Annotated in this window: 21 protein-coding genes and 1 pseudogene; 15 read left to right on the top strand and 7 right to left on the bottom strand. The window is 59.3% G+C overall.

The annotated features are described in order from the left end of the window. Window positions 1–78: 78 nt before the first annotated feature. The 6 genes from ydcS (at window position 79) to KGB21_RS11050 (ending at window position 7,550) form a co-directional block, all read left to right on the top strand. Complete coding sequence (ydcS, locus tag KGB21_RS11025; RefSeq protein WP_034150753.1) at window positions 79–1,230, top strand: putative ABC transporter substrate-binding protein YdcS; 1,152 nt, start codon at window positions 79–81, stop codon at window positions 1,228–1,230. A gap of 224 nt (window positions 1,231–1,454) precedes the next feature. Continuing rightward, window positions 1,455–2,492: an ABC transporter ATP-binding protein gene (locus KGB21_RS11030; protein WP_223505123.1), complete on the top strand. Its 1,038-nt coding sequence runs from the start codon at window positions 1,455–1,457 to the stop codon at window positions 2,490–2,492. 1 nt (window position 2,493) lies between these two features. Further along, a complete protein-coding gene (locus tag KGB21_RS11035; RefSeq protein WP_034150755.1) occupies window positions 2,494–3,441 on the top strand; it encodes an ABC transporter permease in 948 nt (315 codons plus the stop codon). After that, on the top strand, window positions 3,431–4,240 hold the full coding sequence (locus KGB21_RS11040; RefSeq protein ID WP_034150756.1) for an ABC transporter permease: 810 nt from the start codon (window positions 3,431–3,433) through the stop codon (window positions 4,238–4,240). The genes KGB21_RS11035 and KGB21_RS11040 overlap by 11 nt, the downstream gene beginning before the upstream one ends. Before the next feature lie 168 nt (window positions 4,241–4,408). Next, complete coding sequence (locus tag KGB21_RS11045) at window positions 4,409–5,833, top strand: gamma-aminobutyraldehyde dehydrogenase (protein ID WP_223505124.1); 1,425 nt, start codon at window positions 4,409–4,411, stop codon at window positions 5,831–5,833. Window positions 5,834–6,065: 232 nt separating this feature from the next. After that, window positions 6,066–7,550, top strand: coding sequence for an APC family permease (locus tag KGB21_RS11050; RefSeq protein WP_034150758.1), 1,485 nt, complete (start codon window positions 6,066–6,068; stop codon window positions 7,548–7,550). Window positions 7,551–7,627: 77 nt separating this feature from the next. Here the strand turns inward: KGB21_RS11050 and KGB21_RS11055 are convergent, their stop codons facing one another. Further along, the gene (locus tag KGB21_RS11055; RefSeq protein WP_223505125.1) at window positions 7,628–8,029 is read right to left on the bottom strand and encodes a type II toxin-antitoxin system VapC family toxin; all 402 of its coding nucleotides are present in this window, start codon (window positions 8,027–8,029) and stop codon (window positions 7,628–7,630) included. Further along, entirely contained in the window at window positions 8,029–8,274 is a 246-nt protein-coding gene (locus tag KGB21_RS11060; protein WP_223505126.1) for an AbrB/MazE/SpoVT family DNA-binding domain-containing protein, read from the bottom strand. The genes KGB21_RS11055 and KGB21_RS11060 overlap by 1 nt, the downstream gene beginning before the upstream one ends. Window positions 8,275–8,790: 516 nt before the next feature. On the opposite strand from KGB21_RS11060, the pseudogene KGB21_RS29590 reads away from it, so the two are divergent. Further along, window positions 8,791–8,883, top strand: a pseudogene (locus tag KGB21_RS29590) (phage antirepressor protein); the annotation flags it as partial. A gap of 301 nt (window positions 8,884–9,184) precedes the next feature. On the opposite strand, the gene KGB21_RS11065 reads toward KGB21_RS29590, so the two are convergent. Continuing rightward, complete coding sequence (locus KGB21_RS11065) at window positions 9,185–9,370, bottom strand: hypothetical protein (protein ID WP_034150759.1); 186 nt, start codon at window positions 9,368–9,370, stop codon at window positions 9,185–9,187. A gap of 415 nt (window positions 9,371–9,785) precedes the next feature. On the opposite strand from KGB21_RS11065, the gene KGB21_RS11070 reads away from it, so the two are divergent. The 8 genes from KGB21_RS11070 (at window position 9,786) to KGB21_RS11105 (ending at window position 18,835) form a co-directional block, all read left to right on the top strand. After that, a complete protein-coding gene (locus KGB21_RS11070) occupies window positions 9,786–11,411 on the top strand; it encodes a glucan biosynthesis protein D (protein ID WP_034150760.1) in 1,626 nt (541 codons plus the stop codon). Window positions 11,412–11,788: 377 nt separating this feature from the next. Continuing rightward, a complete protein-coding gene (locus KGB21_RS11075) occupies window positions 11,789–12,703 on the top strand; it encodes a glutamate/aspartate ABC transporter substrate-binding protein (protein WP_034150761.1) in 915 nt (304 codons plus the stop codon). Between the two features lie 195 nt (window positions 12,704–12,898). Further along, window positions 12,899–13,645: an amino acid ABC transporter permease gene (locus KGB21_RS11080; RefSeq protein WP_034150762.1), complete on the top strand. Its 747-nt coding sequence runs from the start codon at window positions 12,899–12,901 to the stop codon at window positions 13,643–13,645. Continuing rightward, complete coding sequence (locus KGB21_RS11085) at window positions 13,645–14,316, top strand: amino acid ABC transporter permease (protein ID WP_034150763.1); 672 nt, start codon at window positions 13,645–13,647, stop codon at window positions 14,314–14,316. The genes KGB21_RS11080 and KGB21_RS11085 overlap by 1 nt, the downstream gene beginning before the upstream one ends. Further along, the gene (locus KGB21_RS11090; protein WP_007975082.1) at window positions 14,313–15,047 is read left to right on the top strand and encodes an amino acid ABC transporter ATP-binding protein; all 735 of its coding nucleotides are present in this window, start codon (window positions 14,313–14,315) and stop codon (window positions 15,045–15,047) included. The genes KGB21_RS11085 and KGB21_RS11090 overlap by 4 nt, the downstream gene beginning before the upstream one ends. A gap of 220 nt (window positions 15,048–15,267) precedes the next feature. Then, window positions 15,268–17,172 (top strand): sensor histidine kinase, encoded by a 1,905-nt coding sequence (locus tag KGB21_RS11095; protein ID WP_223505127.1) that lies wholly within the window; start codon window positions 15,268–15,270, stop codon window positions 17,170–17,172. Continuing rightward, complete coding sequence (locus tag KGB21_RS11100) at window positions 17,169–18,497, top strand: sigma-54-dependent transcriptional regulator (protein WP_034150765.1); 1,329 nt, start codon at window positions 17,169–17,171, stop codon at window positions 18,495–18,497. The genes KGB21_RS11095 and KGB21_RS11100 overlap by 4 nt, the downstream gene beginning before the upstream one ends. Further along, entirely contained in the window at window positions 18,497–18,835 is a 339-nt protein-coding gene (locus KGB21_RS11105) for a GlpM family protein (RefSeq protein WP_223505128.1), read from the top strand. Before KGB21_RS11100 ends, KGB21_RS11105 begins: the two co-directional genes overlap by 1 nt. A 47-nt stretch (window positions 18,836–18,882) precedes the next feature. On the opposite strand, the gene KGB21_RS11110 is transcribed toward KGB21_RS11105, so the two are convergent. From KGB21_RS11110 to KGB21_RS11125, 4 genes are all read right to left on the bottom strand, one after another. After that, window positions 18,883–19,791 (bottom strand): hypothetical protein, encoded by a 909-nt coding sequence (locus tag KGB21_RS11110; RefSeq protein ID WP_223505129.1) that lies wholly within the window; start codon window positions 19,789–19,791, stop codon window positions 18,883–18,885. Beyond that, entirely contained in the window at window positions 19,788–20,483 is a 696-nt protein-coding gene (locus KGB21_RS11115) for a hypothetical protein (RefSeq protein WP_223505130.1), read from the bottom strand. Before KGB21_RS11115 ends, KGB21_RS11110 begins: the two co-directional genes overlap by 4 nt. A gap of 97 nt (window positions 20,484–20,580) precedes the next feature. Next, window positions 20,581–21,246 (bottom strand): DsbA family oxidoreductase, encoded by a 666-nt coding sequence (locus tag KGB21_RS11120; protein ID WP_223505131.1) that lies wholly within the window; start codon window positions 21,244–21,246, stop codon window positions 20,581–20,583. Between the two features lie 151 nt (window positions 21,247–21,397). After that, entirely contained in the window at window positions 21,398–22,417 is a 1,020-nt protein-coding gene (locus tag KGB21_RS11125; RefSeq protein WP_223505132.1) for an alpha/beta fold hydrolase, read from the bottom strand. Window positions 22,418–22,547 lie beyond the last annotated feature (130 nt).

Consider the following 22,547-nt stretch of genomic DNA (forward strand, 5'->3'; position numbering starts at 1 on the left):
CTACAGGATCGTGCTTGCAACGTTGAAACCCACGTTCAAAAACTGCCCCGACCATAATTTAAAAAAGAGGGAAATCCCATGTTCGTGCACAAGACCGCACTGCTCAGTGCAATCACCACCGCGCTGCTGGCCAGTGCCAGTGTCCAGGCCGCCGAGCCGCTGAAAGCTGTCGGGGCGGGCGAAGGCCAATTGGATATCGTGGCGTGGCCTGGCTACATCGAACGTGGCGAGAGCGACAAGGCCTACGACTGGGTCACCGGTTTCGAGAAGGAAACCGGCTGCAAGGTCAACGTAAAAACCGCCGCGACATCCGATGAGATGGTCAGCCTGATGGCCAAGGGTGGTTACGATCTGGTGACCGCATCCGGCGACGCCTCCCTGCGCTTGATCGTCGGCAAGCGTGTGCAGCCGATCAACACCGCGTTGATCCCGAACTGGAAGAACCTCGACCCACGCCTCAACGATGCGCCGTGGTACGTGGTCAACAAACAAACCTACGGCACCCCGTACCAGTGGGGGCCGAACGTGCTGATGTACAACACCAACGTGTTCAAGACTGCACCCGACAGTTGGGGCGTGTTGTTCAATGCGCAAAACCTCCCGGACGGCAAGCCGAACAAGGGGCGTGTGCAGGCCTACGACGGCCCGATCTACATCGCCGACGCGGCGCTATACCTCAAGTCCGCCAAGCCGGAACTGGGCATCCAGAACCCCTACGAATTGACCGAAGCGCAATACAAGGCCGTGCTCGATCTGTTGCGCGCCCAGCAGCCGTTGATCCACCGCTACTGGCACGACACCACTGTGCAAATGAGTGACTTCAAGAACGAAGGCGTGGTCGCGTCCGGGGCCTGGCCGTATCAGGTCAACGGTCTGGTCAACGAGAAACAGCCGATCGCTTCGACCATCCCGAAAGAAGGTGCCACCGGTTGGGCCGACACCACCATGCTGCACGCCGAAGCCAAGCACCCGAACTGCGCCTACAAGTGGATGGATTGGTCGCTGCAACCGAAAGTCCAGGGTGACGTGGCGGCATGGTTTGGCTCGCTGCCAGCCGTACCGGCCGCCTGCACCGGCAGCGAATTGCTGGGCGCCGAAGGCTGCAAGACCAATGGTTTCGACCAGTTCGACAAGATCGCCTTCTGGAAAACCCCGCAGGCTGAAGGCGGCAAGTTCGTGCCGTACAGCCGCTGGACCCAGGATTACATCGCGATCATGGGCGGCAGGTAACACACCGCTCACCTGTGGCGAGGGAGCTTGCTCCCGCTGGGTGGCGAAGCCACCCCAAAACCAGTCAATGCGGTCTGTCAGGTAAACCGCATCAACCCTTTTTGGGAGAGCTTCGCTCTCCAGCGGGAGCAAGCTCCCTCGCCACAACAGCATTTCGTTTCAGATTTTTCAGAAGTCCAGGCAGGGCCGCTGCGACGGCCCTCGCCTTTTGGGAGCACCGCACCATGACGCTTGCAGTCCAGTTCACCAACGTTTCCCGTCTTTTCGGCGAAGTGAAAGCCGTAGACCGGGTTTCCATCGACATCCAGGACGGCGAGTTTTTCTCCATGCTGGGGCCTTCCGGCTCGGGCAAAACCACTTGTCTGCGCCTGATCGCCGGTTTCGAACAACCGAGCGCGGGCTCGATCCGTATTCATGGCGAAGAGGCCGCCGGGCTGCCGCCCTATCAGCGTGACGTGAACACCGTGTTCCAGGATTACGCGCTGTTCCCGCACATGAACGTTCGTGACAACGTCGCCTATGGTTTGAAAGTCAAAGGCGTCGGCAAAGCCGAACGCCACAAACGCGCCGAAGAAGCCCTCGACATGGTCGCTCTCGGCGGCTACGGCGAGCGCAAACCGGTGCAGCTCTCCGGTGGTCAGCGTCAGCGTGTGGCCCTGGCTCGCGCACTGGTTAATCGCCCGCGTGTGTTGCTGCTCGACGAACCACTCGGCGCGCTGGACCTGAAGTTGCGCGAACAAATGCAAAGCGAGCTGAAGAAACTGCAACGCCAACTCGGCATCACCTTCATTTTTGTCACCCACGACCAGACCGAAGCGCTGTCGATGTCCGACCGCGTGGCGGTGTTCAACAAGGGCCGCATCGAACAGGTCGACACCCCGCGCAATCTGTACATGAAACCGGCGACCACATTCGTCGCGGAATTCGTTGGCACTTCCAACGTGATTCGCGGTGATCTGGCGAAGCAGTTGAGCGGTAATCCACAACCGTTTTCGATCCGTCCGGAACACGTGCGTTTCGGCGAAGGCCCGCTGGCTGCACACGAGATCGAAGTCAGCGGTTTGCTGCATGACATCCAGTACCAGGGCAGTGCCACGCGCTATGAACTGAAACTGGAAAACGGCCAGACCTTGAACATCAGCCAGGCCAACAACCAGTGGATCGACAGCAGCGCGCAACATCAGACCGGGCAACGCCTCAGCGCACGCTGGGCACGCGAAGCGATGATCCCGTTGCACGACACCATCGTCGGTGGGGTGTGACATGACCAGCGTGGCTATCCCTCACACCCCGGCCAACGGCTCGCCGTTGCGCAGGTTTTCCAACCTGTTGTATCGCCGGCCTAACCTGTATCTGTCGATGCTCTTGGTGCCGCCGCTGCTGTGGTTCGGCGCAATCTATCTGGGTTCGCTGCTGACCTTGTTGTGGCAAGGTTTTTACACGTTCGATGACTTCACCATGGCGGTCACGCCGGACCTGACCCTGGCGAATTTTGCCGCGCTGTTCCAGCCGTCGAACTTCGACATCATCCTGCGCACCCTGAGCATGGCCATCGTCGTGTCGATCGCCAGCGCCATCGTCGCGTTCCCGATTGCCTACTACATGGCGCGCTACACCACCGGCAAGACCAAGGCGTTTTTCTACATCGCGGTGATGATGCCGATGTGGGCCAGCTACATCGTCAAGGCCTACGCCTGGACGTTGCTGCTGGCCAAGGGCGGCGTGGCGCAGTGGTTCGTGCAGCATCTGGGGCTGGAGCCAGTATTGCAGTTAGTGCTGGGCATTCCGGGCGTTGGCGGCAGCACCTTGTCGACCTCGCACCTGGGACGCTTCATGGTGTTCGTCTACATCTGGCTGCCGTTCATGATCCTGCCGATCCAGGCTTCGCTGGAACGCTTGCCGCCATCGCTGCTGCAAGCCTCTGCCGACCTCGGTGCCAAGCCGCGCCAGACGTTCATGCAAGTGATTCTGCCGCTGTCGATTCCGGGGATTGCCGCCGGCTCGATCTTTACATTTTCACTGACGCTGGGCGACTTCATCGTGCCGCAACTGGTGGGCCCGCCGGGCTACTTCGTTGGCAGCATGGTGTATGCCCAACAAGGTGCGATCGGCAACATGCCGATGGCGGCCGCGTTCACGCTGGTGCCGATTGTGTTGATCGCCATTTACCTGTCCATCGTCAAACGTCTGGGGGCCTTCGATGCACTCTGAGAAAGCCTCTTTTGGCCTGAAAATCGCAGCCTGGGGCGGGTTGGTGTTCCTGCACTTCCCGATCCTGATCATCTTCCTGTACGCCTTCAACACCGAAGACGCAGCGTTCAGCTTTCCGCCCAAGGGCTTCACCCTGAAATGGATCGGCGTGGCGTTCTCGCGGCCGGACGTGCTGGAAGCGATCAAACTGTCGTTGCAGATCGCCTCGATTGCCACCCTGATTGCCATGGTCCTCGGCACGCTGGCGTCGGCGGCGTTGTACCGCCGGGATTTCTTCGGCAAGCAAGGCATCTCACTGATGCTGATCCTGCCGATTGCCCTGCCGGGGATCATCACCGGGATCGCTTTGCTGGCGACCTTCAAGACGCTGGGGATCGAACCGGGGATGTTCACCATCATCGTCGGCCACGCAACCTTCTGCGTGGTGATCGTCTACAACAACGTCATCGCCCGGTTGCGCCGCACCTCGCACAGTTTGATCGAGGCCTCGATGGACCTCGGCGCCGACGGTTGGCAGACCTTCCGCTACATCATCCTGCCCAACCTCGGCTCGGCGCTGCTGGCCGGCGGCATGTTGGCGTTCGCACTGTCGTTCGACGAAATCATTGTCACCACCTTCACCGCCGGCCATGAACGCACCCTGCCGCTGTGGCTGCTCAACCAGCTCAGCCGCCCACGGGATGTGCCGGTGACCAACGTCGTCGCGATGCTGGTGATGATCGTGACCATGCTGCCGATCCTTGGCGCTTATTACCTGACGCGGGGCGGTGAGAGCGTGGCGGGGAGTGGCGGGAAATAACCAAATATCCACTGAAGAAACCGAACCTGTAGGAGCCGGCTTGCTGGCGATGCGGGTTCACATTCAACGATCAGGTTGACTGACCCATCGCAATCGCCAGCAATCCGGCTCCTACAGATGATCGGTTTCTACAGATAAAAATAAACAGCTTCGAAGAGGACACATGCCATGCAAACCCAACTCTTGATCAACGGCCAACTGCAGAACGGTGAAGGCCCCGCCCAACCGGTGTTCAACCCGGCGCTGGGCCGTGTGCTGGTGGAAATCAACGAAGCCAGCGAAGCCCAGGTCGATGCCGCCGTGCGCGCCGCCGATGCCGCGTTCGACGGCTGGTCGCAGACTCCGCCGAAAGAACGTTCGCTGCTGCTGCTCAAATTCGCCGACGCCATCGAAGCCCACGGTGAAGAGCTGGCCAAACTGGAATCGGACAACTGCGGCAAACCCTACAGCGCCGCGCTGAACGACGAGATCCCGGCGATTGCCGACGTGTTCCGTTTCTTCGCCGGCGCCAGCCGCTGCATGAGCGGCTCGGCCGGTGGCGAGTACCTGCCCGGCCATACCTCGATGATCCGCCGCGACCCAGTGGGCGTGATCGCCTCCATTGCGCCGTGGAACTACCCGCTGATGATGGTCGCCTGGAAAATCGCCCCGGCGCTCGCCGCTGGTAATACCGTGGTGCTCAAGCCGTCGGAACAAACACCGCTGACCGCCCTGCGCCTGGCGCAATTGGCGTCGGAGATTTTCCCGGCCGGCGTGCTCAATCTGGTGTTCGGCCGTGGCCCTACGGTCGGCAGCCCATTGGTCACGCACCCGAAAGTACGCATGGTGTCGCTGACCGGCTCGATCGCCACCGGTTCGAACATCATTTCCAGCACCGCCGACACCGTCAAACGCATGCACATGGAACTGGGCGGCAAGGCCCCGGTGATCATCTTCGACGATGCCGACATTGACGCCGCCGTCGAAGGCATCCGTACCTTCGGCTTCTACAACGCCGGCCAGGACTGCACCGCCGCCTGCCGCATCTACGCGCAGGAAGGCATCTACGACAAATTCGTGGAGAAGCTCGGCGCGGCGGTCAGCAGCATCAAGTACGGCTTGCAGGATGATCCGGCGACTGAGCTCGGCCCGCTGATCACCGCACAACACCGCGACCGCGTGGCCGGGTTCGTCGAGCGTGCCGTGGCGCAGTCGCACATCCGTTTGATCACCGGCGGTAAAGCGGTGGACGGCGACGGCTTCTTCTTCGAACCGACCGTGTTGGCCGATGCGCAGCAAGACGACGAAATCGTCCGTCGCGAAGTGTTCGGCCCGGTGGTGTCAGTGACCAAATTCACTGATGAAGCGCAGGTGCTGAGCTGGGCCAACGATTCGGACTACGGCCTGGCGTCATCGGTGTGGACTGCCGACGTGGGCCGCGCCCATCGCCTGTCCGCGCGGTTGCAGTACGGCTGCACCTGGGTGAATACGCACTTCATGCTTGTCAGCGAAATGCCTCACGGCGGTCAGAAATTGTCCGGGTACGGGAAGGACATGTCGATGTATGGATTGGAGGATTACACCATTGTGCGGCATGTGATGTTCAAGCATTAAAAAGCAAAAGCATCGCTGGCAAGCCAGCTCCCACATGATTTCCGCAGTCCCTGTGGGAGCTGGCTTGCCAGCGATGGTGTCACCTCGGTTTCAAGGCCGAAACTGGCATTAGGCACCACCAGGTTCCAGACCATAGAAGTCAAAACAATAACCACCGATCCGGACGGCGCTCCCAAAGCCCCGCCACGGTTTCGGACACCCGAAATCTGCCGATTTCATGGAGCAAACACACATGAGTGCATCACCCGATCTCTCAGCAGCCGTTGCCGACAGCGACGCCGAGCAGCTGCGCAAACTGGGTTACACCTCAAACTTCAACCGCAGCATGAGCCTGTGGGAAAACTTCGCCCTGGGCTTCACCTACCTCTCCCCGGTCGTAGGGGTTTATACCCTCTTCGGCCTGTGCCTCGCCGCTGGTGGGCCACCGATGTTCTGGGCCTACTTGCTGGTCGGTTGCGGCCAATTACTCGTGTGCCTGATCTTCGGTGAAGTGGTTTCTCAGTTCCCGATTTCCGGTGGCGTATACCCGTGGGCCCGTCGCCTGGTGGGCAAACGCTGGGCGTGGATGGTCGGCTGGATTTACTCCATCGCCCTGTGCGTGACCATCGCTGCCGTTGCGGTGGGTGCCGGACCTTACCTCGCTGCAATGCTCGGCTTTGAGCCCAGTAACAACACCAACATTGTCATCGCCCTGGTGCTGACGCTGTTCGCCACGCTGGTCAACCTCAGCGGCACCAAGGTGCTGGCGCGCATCGCCATGTTCGGCTTCCTCTGCGAGCTGGTCGGCGCGGTGATCGTCGGCGTTTACCTGCTGGTCTTCGAGCGTCATCAACCGATCAGCGTGTTGTTCAACACCTTCGATATCAGCGTCAACGGCTCGTATCTGCCGGCCTTCTTGACCGCTTCATTGGCGGGGATGTTCCTGTACTACGGCTTCGAGGCCTGCGGCGACGTGGCCGAAGAAACCCCGAACCCGAGCAAGCAGATCCCGATTGCCATGCGCATGACCATCTACATCGGCGGCATCGCGGCGATGTTCGCCTGCCTGGCGCTGATCCTCGCCGTGCCGGACATGCAAGCCGTGATCGACGGCACCGACAAGGACCCGGTCGGCACCATCCTCAACAACGCCTTCGGCCCGGTCGGTTCGAAAATGGTGATGGGCGTGGTGATGATTTCCTTCATCTCCTGCGTCATCAGCCTGCAAGCAGCGGCAAGTCGTCTGCTGTATTCCTACGCTCGTGACGAAATGGTCATCGGCAGCCGACTGCTGAAAAAGATTTCTCCTACGACCCAGGTTCCGGTTGCCGCGCTGTTCGTCTCCGGCGTCCTGCCGGCACTGATCATCATCCTCGGCTTCTTCCTGCAGGACGCCGTCGCCACCATCGTCAGCTTCGCCGCAATCGGCATCTACCTGGCCTTCCAGATGATCGTCCTCGCCGCTCTCTACGCCCGCATGAAGGGCTGGAAACCCAGCGGCAAATTCACCCTCGGCGCCTGGGGCTGGCCGGTCAACATCGGCGCGCTGGCCTACGGTGTCAGTGCGATCATCAACATGGCTTGGCCGCGTACACCTGATGCGGCGTGGTACATCAACTATGCGATGGTGCTGAGCACTGCGATCGTGATTGGCTTGGGCTTGCTCTATATGTGGATTGCCAAGCCGTATGACCACGGGACGGCGCCTGCGGGGGATGCGTGGAAGGTTAGTCGGTAAAATTAATCGCCCCGGTATCCAGCATGGTTCCGGGGTGGTTACCTAGCTGTAGCCTCGCTACCGAAATTCGATTCGGTTCACGCAGGGGCAATCAAACTGACCGACGGAAAATAACTGCGGTATCGCTTGGCATCTCGCGTTAATAAAGGCAACTTTTTCACGGCTGCATGGGCTCCAATGAAAAAATCTGCCAAAACATTGTGCTTGCTACCGCCCACTTTGCGGTATCGAACGAAAGCTTTACCGGCCAGAAACAAGGCCGGACGAGGAACCTCCTGCATCACCAGCCCCAGCTCATTCACCACTCCATCCAAGGTTTCAAATGTTGAGAACGTTTGAGACAACTCGGCATAGATGATTGGGTTGATCGCCAGTTCATGAACCCGGGATTGAGCGCGAAGTTGCTGGATAGACCAATCGGCCCAAACTGGATCGTCCTCCAGAACATCGATCAGGACATTAGTATCAACCAACACCATCAATCCTCTCCTCGAAGCAAGGCCATCAGGTCATCGGTTCGCCATTTGATATCCGCTTTGCCTCGCACGGCATCGAATCGGTCCGGAGTATTTGCGTTGCCTGATTTGATCTTTGCAGTGTGTAAAACGACCTCACCTTGAGCATTGACACTGAATTCTATGGCCGACCCTGGCGTCAGATGCAACGCATCTCGAATGGGCTTAGGAATAGTGACTTGGCCTTTACTGGTCATAGTGGTCGACATAACACGCCCCTCAAGTATTACTCGCTAGAACAACGTAATACCTGACGACAGCATCTGCAACTTCCGCTGATCGTTGGAATACGTTTCCCCAATCCTCGAAAAAATAGCTGAATAAGTGCGCCTCGCGTACCGCTTCTCTTCACTCAGTGCAAAAACAGGGAAATCCTACAGATTGAACCTTCGAGGTAAGGCACCGATTCCTACAGCACGCGTCGCCAGAGTAGACTTGGCGCCGCGAGCGCCTGACCGATAGGCTTCATTGCGTCGCTGCCAAATCAGCGACCCGGAGTCGAAGCCGGATCAAGTCAAAACGGTGCTCGTGTGCCCCCATAGAACTGTGGCTGTTTTATACCTTCAGTTCTGCAATATGGTGGGCCGTGTGGCGCGGGCCTTTCGGCTTCCGTTTTGACCTGGAAGTGTCCCGACTTCGAACGCCACTCGGTCCGCCACCCAATCTGTCGAAGGGTTGGTGGCGACTTTCCAAACCAAAACGGAAATCACGCCCTACTGGTCCACCATTACCAGCATCACGCGTGGATCAAATGGCGGGATATGCCTGAGTTGATGCAGGTACAACGCCCCTTCCCAATCGCGGGGAGTTGCAGTTGAAGGGATAAATCGAGCGGAAAAAAAGGGCAGACTTCACAGTCTGCCCCTTTGGTTTGAGCCCTCTTATCTAATTGTCCAACTCAATGAGTTGTTTCCACATGAACGAGACCGGCAGCATCAAACGAAACATCCTCCAAGTGATTCCTACTGACAACTCGTTTGCCCAGGTGTACCTCCATGAGCCGAACAGCAATCCGTCTGACAGCAAGCAATCGAGGCCGGCATAGCCGAAGCTGATGCCGGCAGGCTAACCGGCCTGGAAGCCGTGAAAGCCAAATGGCTCCCACGGTAACCGCACGCCTCAAAACCGCGAAACACTCCGCATCGCATCCACCAGATACCTCATCGCAATCCGGTCGCTCTCCGACAACTCCCGATAGCGCTCCAACAGTTTCATTTCCTCCGAATTGAGCCGACGCCTGCGTCGCCCTGTGGCCAGGCACGGAAAGATTCCCAGTATTTCGGTGATGCCTTGTACTTTCGACATGGACGATGTCCTTCTCTACGTCAAAGAAAACTTCAGAAACCGCATCGCCCTAACCTTTTTTCAGCAGCTGTCTGGTGCTCACTGAACCGCACCGGCCCGAAGGGCATAAACCGGTCATGCCCACAGAATAGAAACTATCCGGGCGCTGAAAAGCGGTTTTTAGAGTAATTAGTCGAAAAAAGCAGAAATGCCCTGTAAATCAGAAAGCGCTGTCGGAATTGTTTCCCGACATGTCTTGTTTCATTGCCGAACTAGCGCAGTGCCATCAATCAATTTTGCTCTGCAACCGAACGGTTTAAGCTATCCGGCATCTGTTTAAAGTCCGTCACGTTTGGCCGAAGGCATGTCCGAACCGTTATTTCTGATCCAGCACGTGCCAGGAACGGCGCGGGATCGTTCACGACAGGTTGTACTTATGCATCGCAGGAATTTGCTCAAAGCCTCCATGGCCATCGCTGCCTACACCGGTTTATCCGCCACCGGCCTGCTCGCCGCCCGTGCCTGGGCCGCCACCGGAGCCGCTGATGGTGAAGCCCAGGCCTTCGATTTCGATGCATTGAAGATTCAGGCCAAGCAGCTCGCCAGCAGTCGCTATCAGGACACCAAGCAAGTGTTGCCGCCGACCCTGGCGACCATGACTCCGCAGAATTTCAACGCGATCCGCTATGACGGCGACCATTCGTTGTGGAAGGAACTCAAAGGTCAGCTGGATGTGCAGTTTTTCCATGTCGGCATGGGTTTCAAGCAGCCGGTGCGTATGTACAGCGTCGATCCCAAGACGCGGATGTCGCGCGAGGTGCATTTCCGCCCGTCGCTGTTCAATTATGAAAAAACCACGGTCGACACCAAGCAGCTCACCGGCGACCTGGGGTTTTCCGGGTTCAAGCTGTTCAAGGCGCCCGAGCTGGATAAACACGACGTGGTGTCGTTCCTCGGCGCCAGCTACTTCCGCGCAGTGGACGCCACCGGCCAGTACGGCCTGTCGGCTCGCGGCCTGGCCATCGACACCTACGCCAAAAAGCGCGAAGAATTCCCCGACTTCACCAAGTTCTGGTTCGAGACGCCGGACAAGGACAGCACCCGCTTCGTGGTCTACGCCCTGCTCGATTCGCCAAGCGCCACCGGTGCCTACCGTTTTGACATCGATTGCCAGGCCGAGCGCGTGGTGATGGAAATCGACGCCCACGTCAACGCGCGTACCGCCATCGAACAATTGGGCATCGCACCGATGACCAGCATGTTCAGTTGCGGCACCCACGAACGCCGGATGTGCGACACCATTCACCCGCAAATCCACGATTCGGATCGCCTGGCGATGTGGCGTGGCAACGGCGAGTGGATCTGCCGCCCGCTGAACAACCCGGCCACCCTGCAATTCAACGCCTTCACCGACAAGGATCCGAAAGGTTTCGGCCTGGTGCAGACCGACCACGAGTTCGCCAATTACCAAGACACCGTCGACTGGTACAGCCGCCGCCCGAGCCTGTGGGTCGAACCGACCACGGCGTGGGGCGAAGGCTCGATCGATCTGTTGGAAATCCCTACCACCGGCGAAACGCTGGATAACATCGTCGCCTTCTGGACGCCGAAAAAACCAGTCGCGGCCGGCGATTCGCTGAACTACGGCTACAAACTCTACTGGAGCGCCCTGCCGCCGGTTGGCACACCGCTGGCGCGGGTCAACGCGACACGTTCAGGCATGGGCGGCTTTATCGAGGGCTGGGCACCGGGCGAGCATTATCCGCAAGTCTGGGCCCGTCGCTTCGCCGTAGACTTCACCGGTGGCGGCCTGGACCGTTTGCCTGAAGGCACGGGTATCGAGCCGGTGGTCACGTGCTCAAACGGTGAGGTCAAGGATTTCAGCGTGCTCAAGCTCGATGACATCAAGGGCTATCGCATCCTGTTTGACTGGTACCCGACCAATGACAGCGTCGAGCCGGTTGAGCTGCGCTTGTTCATCCGCACTAACGACCGGACGCTGAGTGAAACCTGGTTGTACCAATACTTCCCACCGGCACCGGACAAGCGCAAATATCCCTGACATACCCTCACTGTAGGCGCCGGCTTGCTGGCGATAGCGATCTGTCAGTCAGCTTGATTTGACTGATACACCGCTATCGCCAGCAAGCCGGCTCCTACAAATGACGATGAGAATTAACCCACCATTCGGTTTTCCGAACGCGACCTGACGGTCGGTTCGGTTAACCGGATTATTCGGTGGTACAGAACTCGCCATAAATATTTAATTCCCTTATAAATCAACTACTTGATTCATCAAGCCTGGCCTGGCACGAGTCATGCTCTACACTTCTTCGACGAATGCCTGTTGCGCCAACACTTCAGGAGCCGTCAGGCATTCGAAGCACAAAAGGGCCGATAAACTGGCTCCATAAAAAAAACAATGTCGAGGAAAATTTGATGCGCATCGTTCCCCATATCCTGGGCGCAGCCATTGCTGCCGCTCTGATCAGCACGCCAGTTTTCGCCGCCGAACTCACCGGCACCCTGAAGAAGATCAAAGAGTCCGGTGTCATCACCCTCGGGCATCGTGACGCTTCCATTCCTTTCTCCTACATCGCGGACGCTTCCGGCAAACCGGTCGGCTACTCCCACGACATCCAGCTGAAAGTCGTCGAAGCCATCAAAAAAGACCTGGACTTGCCGAACCTGCAGGTCAAATACAACCTGGTCACCTCGCAGACTCGTATCCCGCTGGTGCAGAACGGCACCGTGGACCTCGAGTGCGGCTCCACCACCAACAACGTCGAGCGTCAGCAGCAAGTTGACTTCTCCGTCGGCATCTTCGAAATCGGTACTCGCCTGCTGTCCAAGGCAGATTCCAAGTACAAGGATTTCCCGGACCTGGCCGGCAAGAACGTCGTGACCACCGCTGGTACCACGTCCGAGCGCATCCTCAAGGCGATGAACGCCGACAAGCAAATGGGCATGAACGTCATCTCCGCCAAAGACCACGGCGAATCCTTCCAGATGCTGGAATCGGGCCGTGCCGTTGCCTTCATGATGGACGACGCGCTGCTGGCCGGCGAAGCCGCCAAAGCCAAGAAGGCTACTGACTGGGCCGTGACCGGTACTCCACAGTCCTACGAAATCTACGGCTGCATGGTGCGCAAAGGCGACGAGCCGTTCAAAAAGGCTGTGGATGACGCCATCAAGGCCACCTACGCGTCGGGCGAGATCAACAAGATCTACGAAAAATGGTTCATGGCGCCAATCCCGCCTAAAGGCCTGAACCTGAACTTCCCGATGAGCGACGAACTCAAGGCCCTGATCGCCAATCCGACCGACAAAGCGGCTGACGACAAGAAATCCTGATTTCTGACTAACCTTATCTCCTGAGAGGGCTTCGGCCCTTTCAGGAGGTTGTCACTCCCTGCTGGCACTTTTGGAAACACTCGAACCGGTGGCTGTCGAGCCGTTCGTGTGTGCCTGACCGTCAAGGTTCGGGCGGGAACGGAGCTTCCCCCAAGCGGGTACTTGTACATCGATCGAATCCGAGGGGAGACCCTAATGAATTACAACTGGGACTGGGGCGTGTTCTTCAAGTCCACCGGCGTGGGCAGCGAGACGTATCTCGACTGGTACGTGTCCGGTCTGGCCTGGACCATCGGCATCGCCATCGCGGCCTGGATCATCGCCCTGACACTGGGCTCGATCCTGGGCGTCATGCGCACCGTGCCGAACCGCATCGTATCGGGCATCGCCACCTGCTACGTCGAACTCTTCCGTAACGTGCCGCTGCTGGTGCAACTGTTCATTTGGTACTTCCTGGTGCCCGACCTGCTGCCAGCGGACCTGCAAGAGTGGTACAAGCAGGACCTGAACCCGACCACGTCGGCCTTCATCAGCGTCGTCGTCTGCCTCGGCCTGTTCACCACCGCCCGTGTTTGCGAACAGGTGCGCACCGGTATCCAGGCGCTGCCAAAAGGCCAGGAATCCGCGGCCCGCGCCATGGGTTTCAAGCTGCCGCAGATCTACTGGAACGTGCTGCTGCCCCAGGCTTACCGGATCATCATTCCGCCGCTCACCTCGGAATTTTTGAACGTCTTCAAGAACACCTCCGTGGCCTCGCTGATCGGTTTGATGGAATTGCTCGCGCAGACCAAACAGACCGCCGAGTTCTCCGCCAACCTGTTCGAAGCCTTCACCCTGGCCACGCTGATCTACTTCACCCTGAACATGAGCCTGATGTTGCTGATGCGTCTGGTCGAGAAGAAAGTCGCCGTACCGGGTCTGATTTCCGTAGGGGGTAAATGATGGAATTCGACTTCTCGGGCATCGTCCCGGCCATTCCCGGCCTGTGGAACGGCATGGTCATGACCCTCAAGCTGATGGTCATGGGCGTGATCGGCGGGATCATCCTCGGCACCATCCTGGCGCTGTGCCGTCTGTCGCACAACAAACTGCTGTCCAACCTGGCCGGTGCCTACGTCAATTACTTCCGCTCGATCCCGCTGCTGCTGGTGATCACCTGGTTCTACCTGGCGGTACCGTTCGTATTGCGCTGGATCACCGGCGAAGACACGCCGATCGGTGCGTTTGCCTCGTGCATCGTGGCTTTCATGATGTTCGAAGCGGCGTATTTTTGCGAAATCGTCCGTGCCGGTGTGCAGTCGATTCCCAAGGGCCAGATGGGCGCTGCCCAGGCATTGGGCATGACCTACGGCCAGATGATGCGCCTGATCATCCTGCCGCAAGCGTTCCGCAAGATGACGCCGTTGCTGCTGCAACAGAGCATCATCCTGTTTCAGGACACCTCGCTGGTTTATGCCGTCGGTCTGGTGGACTTCCTCAATGCTTCGCGCGCCAGTGGCGACATCATTGGCCGCTCCAATGAGTTCCTGATTTTCGCGGGTCTCGTGTACTTCATCATCAGCTTTGCCGCCTCTCAGCTGGTCAAGCGTCTGCAAAAAAGGTTCGCCGTATGATCTCTATCAAAAGCATCAACAAGTGGTATGGGGACTTCCAGGTACTGACTGATTGCAGCACCGAGGTCAAAAAAGGCGAAGTGATCGTGGTGTGCGGGCCCTCGGGTTCCGGCAAGTCGACCCTGATCAAATGCGTCAACGCCCTGGAACCGTTCCAGAAAGGCGACATCGTGGTCGATGGCACCTCCATTGCCGACCCGAAGACCAACCTGCCGAAACTGCGTTCGCGCGTGGGCATGGTGTTCCAGCATTTCGAGCTGTTCCCGCACCTGACCATCACCGAAAACCTGACCATCGCGCAGATCAAGGTGCTGGGCCGCAGCAAGGAAGAGGCCACCAAAAAAGGCCTGCAATTGCTTGAGCGTGTAGGCCTCTCGGCCCATGCCCACAAGCACCCGGGCCAACTGTCCGGTGGTCAGCAACAGCGCGTGGCGATTGCCCGTGCGCTGGCGATGGACCCGATCGTCATGCTGTTCGACGAACCGACCTCGGCGCTCGACCCGGAAATGGTCAACGAAGTGCTCGACGTGATGGTGCAACTGGCCCACGAGGGCATGACCATGATGTGCGTGACCCACGAAATGGGCTTCGCCCGTAAAGTGGCCGACCGCGTGATCTTCATGGACGCCGGCAAGATCATCGAAGACTGCAAGAAGGAAGAGTTCTTCGGCGACATCAGCCACCGCGCCGAGCGTACGCAGCACTTCCTCAACAAGATTCTGCAGCACTGATAAGCAACTGATTACGTCCCTTGTGGCGAGGGAGCTTGCTCCCGCTGGGTCGCGCAGCGGCCCCGAAACCGGAAAATGCAATTTTTCTGACACACCGCATTTTCCGGTTTTACGACTGCTTCGCAGCCGAGCGGGAGCAAGCTCCCTCGCCACAGGTTCCGCGCTCCACTGGAAACCAGAGCAAGCCCATTGCCACGCTGGTTGACCCAAGGCATCTGTGATGAAATGCGACCCCTCTCTCTATCGCGCCGCACCGCCATCACTCGCCGTGAAACCCCGTCTGATTCGCCATCTGTTCCTGCCGCCGCTGATCATCGCGTTGATGATCGGACTGGGTTACATCGGCTTTTGGGTCAGTGAGCACTACGGCATTCGCAGCCTCAGCGAAAACGGCCAGCGCCAGCTCGAATTGCACGCCCGCGCCGTCGAAAGCGAAATCAGCAAATACACCTACCTGCCCAGCCTGCTGGAGCTCGAAACCAGTGTTTCGAAGCTGCTGGCCGATCCGTCGCCGGAGCACCGGCAAACGGTCAATGATTACCTTGAAGGCCTGAACCGGCGCAGTCGCAGTCGGGCCATTTATGTGATGGACACCAGCGGGCGCGTCATGGCCACCAGCAACTGGCGCGATGTCGACAGTTACCTCGGTGAAGACCTGTCCTTCCGCGCGTATTTCCAGAACGCCGTGCGCGGCCAGCCGGGGCGTTTCTACGGCATTGGCAGCACCAACGGCGAACCCGGTTACTACCTGGCCCATGGCCTGGAAGAACACGGCAAGATCATCGGCGTCGCAGTGGTCAAAGTGCGCCTCGAAGCCATGGAAGAACGCTGGCAGCGAGCGCGTCTCGAAGCGTTTGTCAGCGACGAAAACGGCATCATCATTCTCTCCAGCGATCCGGCTCGGCGCCTGAAATCAGTGGTGCCGCTGAGCGAAGAGACCAAGGAAAAACTCGCCCGCAGCCTGCAGTATTACTGGTTCCCGCTGAACGAACTGCAGCCGCTGGCCCGGGAAACCCTGTCCGAGGGCGTGGAGAAACTCACGTTCCCCGCCAACAGCGAACTGGCGTCCGACGACGATGAAAACATCAGCTACCTGGCACAGACCCGCCCCTTGAGCGATACCCCTTGGAACTTCACCCTGCTCACGCCGTTGCAGGATTTGCGCCGCGAAGCGATCAATCAGGGGATGCTCGTGGCCGTGGCGTTTGCCCTCGTCGCGTTCCTGTTGATCGCCTGGAACGAGCGGCGCAAGGTCATTGCCACCCGCCTCGCCGCGCGGGAAGCCTTGCAGGAAGCCAACAATCAACTGGAGCGTCGGATTACCGAACGCACCGTCGACCTGCGCGCCAGCAACGAACGGCTCAAGGGTCAGATCCGCGAACGGCGTCACGCCGAAGAGACCTTGCGTCGCGCCCAGGATGAACTGGTACAGGCCGGAAAACTCGCCGCAATAGGCCAGATGTCCACCAGCATCGCCCACGAATTGAATCAGCCACTGGCGGCGCTGCGCACCCTGTCCGGCAATACCGTGCGCTTCCTGGAGCGCGGTCAGCTGGACGTGGCCAGTACCAACCTCAAGACCATCAACGAACTGATCGACCGCATGGGCCGGATCACCGCCAGCCTGCGCTCGTTCGCCCGCCGTGGTGACGACAAGGGCCAGGCCTGTCTCGGTAAAGGCGTGGACGCGGCCTTGCAGTTGCTCGGCGCAAGAATGGAAAACGCCCATTTGCAACTGCACCGCCACTTTGACGATGTACAGGTGCAGATCGACCAGACCCGCCTCGAACAGATTCTGGTCAACCTGATCGGCAACGCCCTCGACGCCATGCAGGCGCAGCCGCAACCGGAGTTGTGGCTGGAAGGCGAAGTGGTCGACGGCAAATATCGCTTGCGCGTCCGGGACAACGGCCACGGCATCGACGCCGAAGCGCGCAAGCACCTGTTCGAACCGTTCTTCACCACCAAACCCGGTGAGCAGGGCCTGGGCCTTGGCCTGACCCTTTCCGCGAGCCTGGCCGCCGCCACTGGCGGCCACTTGGGTGTCGAGCACCCGGCCAGCGGTGGTACCGCTTTCGTCCTCAGTTTACCGTTGGTAAGCCCCACTCCCGCCGAGCCAATATGAACAACGACCTTAGTGTTTTGATCGTCGAAGACGACCCCCATGTGCTGCTCGGCTGCCAACAGGCGCTGACCCTGGAAGACATTCCCTGCATCGGCGTGGGCAGTGCCGAAGAGGCTTTGGAACGGGTCGGCGACAACTTTGCCGGCATCGTCATCAGCGATATTCGCCTGCCGGGCATCGACGGCCTGGAACTGCTGACCCGGCTCAAGGCCCGCGACCGCAGCCTGCCGGTGGTGCTAATTACCGGTCACGGCGACATTTCCATGGCTGTCGGCGCGATGCAGAAAGGCGCCTACGACTTCATGGAGAAACCGTTCTCCCCGGAGCGTCTGGTGGACGTGGCACGGCGTGCCCTGGAGCAACGCAGCCTGGCGCGGGAAGTCTCGTCGTTGCGGCGGCAACTGGCTGAACGCGATTCCCTTGAAGGACGAATCATCGGTCGTTCGCCGGCCATGCAGAACTTGCGCGAACTGATCGCCAATGTCGCCGACACTTCAGCTAACGTGCTGATCGAAGGGGAAACCGGCACCGGCAAGGAACTCGTCGCCCGTTGCCTGCACGATTTCAGCCGTCGCCATACCAAGCAGTTCGTGGCGCTGAACTGTGGCGGTCTGCCGGAGAACCTGTTCGAAAGCGAAATTTTCGGCCACGAAGCCAACGCCTTCACCGGCGCCGGCAAGCGGCGCATCGGCAAGATCGAACACGCCGACGGCGGCACGCTGTTCCTTGACGAAGTGGAAAGCATGCCCCTGCCCTTGCAGATCAAATTGCTGCGGGTCTTGCAGGAGCGCACCCTCGAACGCCTCGGCTCGAACCAGAGTGTGGCGGTGGATTGCCGGGTGATCGCGGCGACCAAGTCTGACCTCGACGAGTCGAGCAAGGCCGGCGAGTTTCGCAGCGACCTGTATTACCGGCTGAACGTGGTGACCCTCGAACTACCGCCGTTGCGTGAGCGCCGCGAAGACATCCTGCAACTGTTCGAATACTTCTTGCAGCAGTCGTCCTTGCGCTTCGACCGGATCGCGCCGGAACTGGACAACCAGACCGTATCGAACCTGATGAGCCACGACTGGCCGGGCAATGTGCGCGAACTGCGCAACGTCGCCGAACGCTTTGCCCTGGGCCTGCCGGCGTTCAAGAAACCCGGCGCGGGGGGCAGCGCGCAAGGCCTGGCGTTCGCCGAAGCCGTGGAAGCGTTCGAACGCAACCTGTTGAACGACGCCTTGCAGCGCAGCGGCGGCAACCTGACCCAGGCCAGCCAGGAACTAGGCATGGCCAAGACCACGCTGTTCGACAAAGTGAAAAAGTACGGACTGAGCCACTGATGGACCTGTTTCTCAAAGCAATTCTCGGCGCGGGCGTGGTGGTGATTCTCGCGATGCTGGCCAAGACCAAAAACTACTACATCGCCGGGCTGGTGCCGCTGTTTCCGACCTTTGCGCTGATTGCCCATTACATCGTCGGAAAGGGCCGTTCGGTGGATGACCTGAAGACCACCATCGTGTTTGGCATGTGGTCGATCATTCCCTACTTCATCTATTTGGCGACGTTGTACGTGATGGTCGACCGGATGCGCCTGGAGGCGTCGCTGGCCGTGGCGACGGTCGCGTGGTTGATGGCGGCGACGGTGTTGGTCAGCGTGTGGGTTCGCGTTCACGCCTGACCACAACCACTGTAGGAGCCGGCTTGCTGGCTCCTACAGGTTTTGCTCTAGCGTCCGTAGACCTTCTCGAGCTGGGCCTGGGTCAACGCATCCTCAAACGGCACCGGCACCGACTTCACCGCGCCGTAGAGGTTGCGATAGCGCCAATAGTTACCGTTGTTGACCAGTTGATAACCACGCTCGACCACGCGCTGACCATCGAGCACATACCGCAAGGTTTCCTGAGCGGCCGGCGGCGGAGTCGGTTGCATCAAATCCGTGGCCAGAACGCGCATGGACTCGTCGATGCACTCGTCGAGCACGGCAGTGACCTTGGCCAGTTCCAGACCGCCGTCATCGATACACTGCTGGCCACAGCGGCGAATCGGCTGGCTGGCTACCTCGATGCGCATGCGATACAGCGGCGAACCGGCGATGTCCTGAACCTGCACCTGATTGATCAGCACAAAACTGCCGCGATCCGGAGTCAGCATCAGCTTCGGCTCGATCAACAAACGCGCGGTGACCTGACCCTCGCCCTGCTTCAGCCCGGCACTTTGCGACGCCTGTTGATAGCGCTGCTGCAAGCGCTCCTGCAACGGCACGCCACCAAGCAGATCGGCCATCGGTCGAGAGTCTTTGACGGCGGCTTTTTCCGCATCGCGCTGCAAGGTGCCACTGCCCATCTGGGTGTTGACCAGACTGGCCACCAACACTCCGGCCAACCCGGCACTGGTGCCCGAGTTCAGCAGCAGAGCCTGACTGGATGAGGCAGCCTTCAAGGCGTCCTTGCTATCGATCACCGTGCTGGCGCCGACGAACGCTTGTGGCACTTGCACATCAACCTTGAGCCCGTGGGCCTGAACGTAAGGCAATGCCCCCTGATCCTTGAAACCGGCTTCAGGAGCCGGTTTCTGCGCGCAGCCAGCCACCATCAGCAGGGCCAGCGCACTGGCCGCTACGATTGCACGCTTCATTTGGCGAACGGGGTGATCATTTGCTGACGGCTGTTATCCACAGCCTGGTAGAACGCGTTGGACAGGTTGGTGTAGGTCGGCTCATCCCAATCGCCCTGCGCGGCCTGGACCGCAACAAAAGGCTGGAACCACAGCAGTTTGTTGTCGGCCAGATCAACCACCATGCCCTGCCCGCCCACCTGCGCCATCGGCACACTGGTCGGCACGATGCTGTAGTAGCTGCGGGTCGCACCGGTGGCGGTGACATACACCAGCAACAGGCGATCGACGCCGTATTTGGTCTTCATCGGGGTCAGGTCTTTGATGGTGTAGCCTTCGCGGAATTTGGTTTCCTTGTAGGTCTTCAGGTCAACCTTCTCGTCGATGCGCTTGGCTTTGTAGCCCTTGGCTTGCAACTTGGCGACGATCACGTCCGGCAGGGTGTCGAAATCGCGTACTTGCCAGGTTTTGACGTTGTCACTGAGCTTGCTGTTGACGCCCGCGTTGATCGCGTAGTCGAGAATTCCCTGGTTACCGGTCAACGCCAGTACCGGCGGCGGCAATTCGCTGATCGCGACGCCAATGGTCGGCTCCTTGGCATCCCAGAATTGTTGGTCCAGCGGTACGGGAGGTTGTACGTTGGCGCAGCCGGTAAGGGTCAGGCAGGCGAGCAAAGTCAGTGCAGCAAGAGTGCGTAAAGCGTGAAAAGACATGGATCAAGTCCCTATGATTGAAAAGTCGCTGTCTGTATCGACAGCGACGGCGCAAACAATAGTGGCACATTGATATATTTTTTACCGCAGTTACCCGTTAGCTGACGGTTCCACCCTTTGCTTCACTCATAATTTGCCGGATGGCCCCGACAAAAGTTTCCACCGGTTGCCCGCCCGTGACCGCGTACTGGCCGTTGAAAACCACGGTCGGCACCGAACTCACCCCGCGCGACAGCCACAACTGTTCTTCTTCGCGAACCTCTTTGGCGAACTCATTCGAAGCCAGAATTGCCTCGGCCCGCTGCCGGTCCAGGCCGACGCTTTCAGCGATTTGCGCCAACTGAGCAGTGGCGGAAGGATTTCCGCCGTCGGTGAAATACGCCTTGAACAGCGCTTCCTTCAGTTGCAGTTGCAACCCTTCCAGTCCGGCCCAATAGAGCAAGCGGTGAGCATCGAAAGTGTTGTAGATGCGGCTGTTGCCGTCGGTGCGAAACGCGAATCCGACCTCGGCACCGCGGGCGCGGATCGCCTCGCGATTCTTCTGTGACTGCTCGGGCGTCGAACCGTACTTTTCGGTGATGTGCTCGGTGATGTTCTGCCCTTCGGCGCCCATCTTCGGGTTCAGTTCGAACGGCTGGAAACGGATCTCGGCCTGTACTTCATCACGCAAGCTATCCAACGCCCTGGTCAGGCCATACAAACCCACGACGCACCAGGGGCAAGACACATCGCTGACGAAATCGATTTTCAAAGGGGTACTCATTACACACCTCGCTGACTGAAATGCGTCGCAAAGTCCGAACGATACACCTGTAGCTCACTCTGTAGGAGCCGGCTTGCTGGCGAACCAGACAACACGGTATATCGTGCATGCCGCCATCGCTGGCAAGCCAGCTCCTACAGGGGATTGGGGGTTAGAGGAGATTGTGGTCGGCCACCGGCTCGATCTGCGCCCAATGGGACGTGTCTTCGCGGTGCTCGCGCAAATATGGCAATACCGCCGCCAGCAATGGCGCCTTGAATTCCTCCTGAAAACGGTGGGCCAGTCCCGGAATCAACTTCAACTGACTACCGCGCAAATGCGCCGCCAGGTGCACGCCATGCATCACCGGCAATAACGGATCGGCGGTGCCATGCACCACCAGCGCCGGCACGCGCAATTGGTTAAGCAACGTCACTCGGCTCGGCTCAGCGAGGATTGCCATGATCTGGCGCTTCACGCCTTCGGGATTGAACGCTCGGTCATAGGACAGCGCCGCCTGATGCAGCAATGCCTGGCGATCATCCGTCACCGTCGGACTGCCCAACGCCGCCAACAAATCAGCTTGTTGTTCCAGGGCAATTTCGCGATTGGGCGCGCCACGACGCGCGAGCAATTGCACCAACGCGGCACTCGGCGCCGGCAAGCCTTCGGCCCCGGAACTGGTCATGATCAGGGTCAGGCTCTCGACCCGTTGCGGGGCCATGGCCGCCATGTGCTGGGCGATCATTCCGCCCATGCTCGCGCCCAGCACGTGGAATTGCTCGATGTGCAGGGCATCCATCAGCCCGAGGCCATCTTCGGCCATATCGATCAGCGAATACGGCGCCGACACCGGCAAGCCGAGTTTGTAACGCAGCACTTCGAAGGTCAGGTTGGCCTCCACCGGCATTTGCCGCCACGTCGACAGGCCGACGTCGCGGTTGTCATAACGAATCACTCGAAAGCCTTGCTGACACAGCGCGACCACCACCTCGTCAGGCCAGTGAATCAGTTGCCCTCCAAGGCCCATCACCAGCAACAACGCCGGGTCCGACGCGCGGCCAATGCTCTGGTACGCCAGGCTCACCTGCGCCAGATCGACCCGTTCGGTCGGAACATTGACGTCACACCGAGACGCCGCCAACGACGGCAGGCCGAACAACAACGCGGCCAGAAGAAAAAATACACGCATGAAAAACACCGAAACGCAGAACCCCAGTAGAGCGCGAGTCTGATGAAGTTTGTTCAAGCGCGCTGCCACAGTTCCATGACAGTTTGATGAAGAGCGCCGGGCGGTCATTCGGACGCGATAACTATGTACC

It is taken from the genome of Pseudomonas sp. GL-RE-29 (genome assembly GCF_019947275.1).
Classification (GTDB): Bacteria; Pseudomonadota; Gammaproteobacteria; order Pseudomonadales; family Pseudomonadaceae; genus Aquipseudomonas; species Aquipseudomonas fluorescens_A.

Bases quoted from the DNA above. Each gene is read 5' to 3' on its own strand.
- KGB21_RS11040 (WP_034150756.1), top strand. From the start codon at position 3,431: ATGCACTCTGAGAAAGCCTCTTTTGGCCTGAAAATCGCAGCCTGGGGC.
- KGB21_RS11070 (WP_034150760.1), top strand. From the start codon at position 9,786: ATGCATCGCAGGAATTTGCTCAAAGCCTCCATGGCCATCGCTGCCTAC.
- KGB21_RS11085 (WP_034150763.1), top strand. From the start codon at position 13,645: ATGGAATTCGACTTCTCGGGCATCGTCCCGGCCATTCCCGGCCTGTGG.
- KGB21_RS11030 (WP_223505123.1), top strand. From the start codon at position 1,455: ATGACGCTTGCAGTCCAGTTCACCAACGTTTCCCGTCTTTTCGGCGAA.
- ydcS (WP_034150753.1), top strand. From the start codon at position 79: ATGTTCGTGCACAAGACCGCACTGCTCAGTGCAATCACCACCGCGCTG.
- KGB21_RS11065 (WP_034150759.1), bottom strand. From the start codon at position 9,370: ATGTCGAAAGTACAAGGCATCACCGAAATACTGGGAATCTTTCCGTGC.
- KGB21_RS11095 (WP_223505127.1), top strand. From the start codon at position 15,268: ATGAAATGCGACCCCTCTCTCTATCGCGCCGCACCGCCATCACTCGCC.
- KGB21_RS11045 (WP_223505124.1), top strand. From the start codon at position 4,409: ATGCAAACCCAACTCTTGATCAACGGCCAACTGCAGAACGGTGAAGGC.
- KGB21_RS11105 (WP_223505128.1), top strand. From the start codon at position 18,497: ATGGACCTGTTTCTCAAAGCAATTCTCGGCGCGGGCGTGGTGGTGATT.
- KGB21_RS11075 (WP_034150761.1), top strand. From the start codon at position 11,789: ATGCGCATCGTTCCCCATATCCTGGGCGCAGCCATTGCTGCCGCTCTG.
- KGB21_RS11115 (WP_223505130.1), bottom strand. From the start codon at position 20,483: ATGTCTTTTCACGCTTTACGCACTCTTGCTGCACTGACTTTGCTCGCC.
- KGB21_RS11050 (WP_034150758.1), top strand. From the start codon at position 6,066: ATGAGTGCATCACCCGATCTCTCAGCAGCCGTTGCCGACAGCGACGCC.
- KGB21_RS11125 (WP_223505132.1), bottom strand. From the start codon at position 22,417: ATGCGTGTATTTTTTCTTCTGGCCGCGTTGTTGTTCGGCCTGCCGTCG.
- KGB21_RS11090 (WP_007975082.1), top strand. From the start codon at position 14,313: ATGATCTCTATCAAAAGCATCAACAAGTGGTATGGGGACTTCCAGGTA.
- KGB21_RS11120 (WP_223505131.1), bottom strand. From the start codon at position 21,246: ATGAGTACCCCTTTGAAAATCGATTTCGTCAGCGATGTGTCTTGCCCC.
- KGB21_RS11055 (WP_223505125.1), bottom strand. From the start codon at position 8,029: ATGGTGTTGGTTGATACTAATGTCCTGATCGATGTTCTGGAGGACGAT.
- KGB21_RS11100 (WP_034150765.1), top strand. From the start codon at position 17,169: ATGAACAACGACCTTAGTGTTTTGATCGTCGAAGACGACCCCCATGTG.
- KGB21_RS11080 (WP_034150762.1), top strand. From the start codon at position 12,899: ATGAATTACAACTGGGACTGGGGCGTGTTCTTCAAGTCCACCGGCGTG.
- KGB21_RS11060 (WP_223505126.1), bottom strand. From the start codon at position 8,274: ATGTCGACCACTATGACCAGTAAAGGCCAAGTCACTATTCCTAAGCCC.
- KGB21_RS11035 (WP_034150755.1), top strand. From the start codon at position 2,494: ATGACCAGCGTGGCTATCCCTCACACCCCGGCCAACGGCTCGCCGTTG.
- KGB21_RS11110 (WP_223505129.1), bottom strand. From the start codon at position 19,791: ATGAAGCGTGCAATCGTAGCGGCCAGTGCGCTGGCCCTGCTGATGGTG.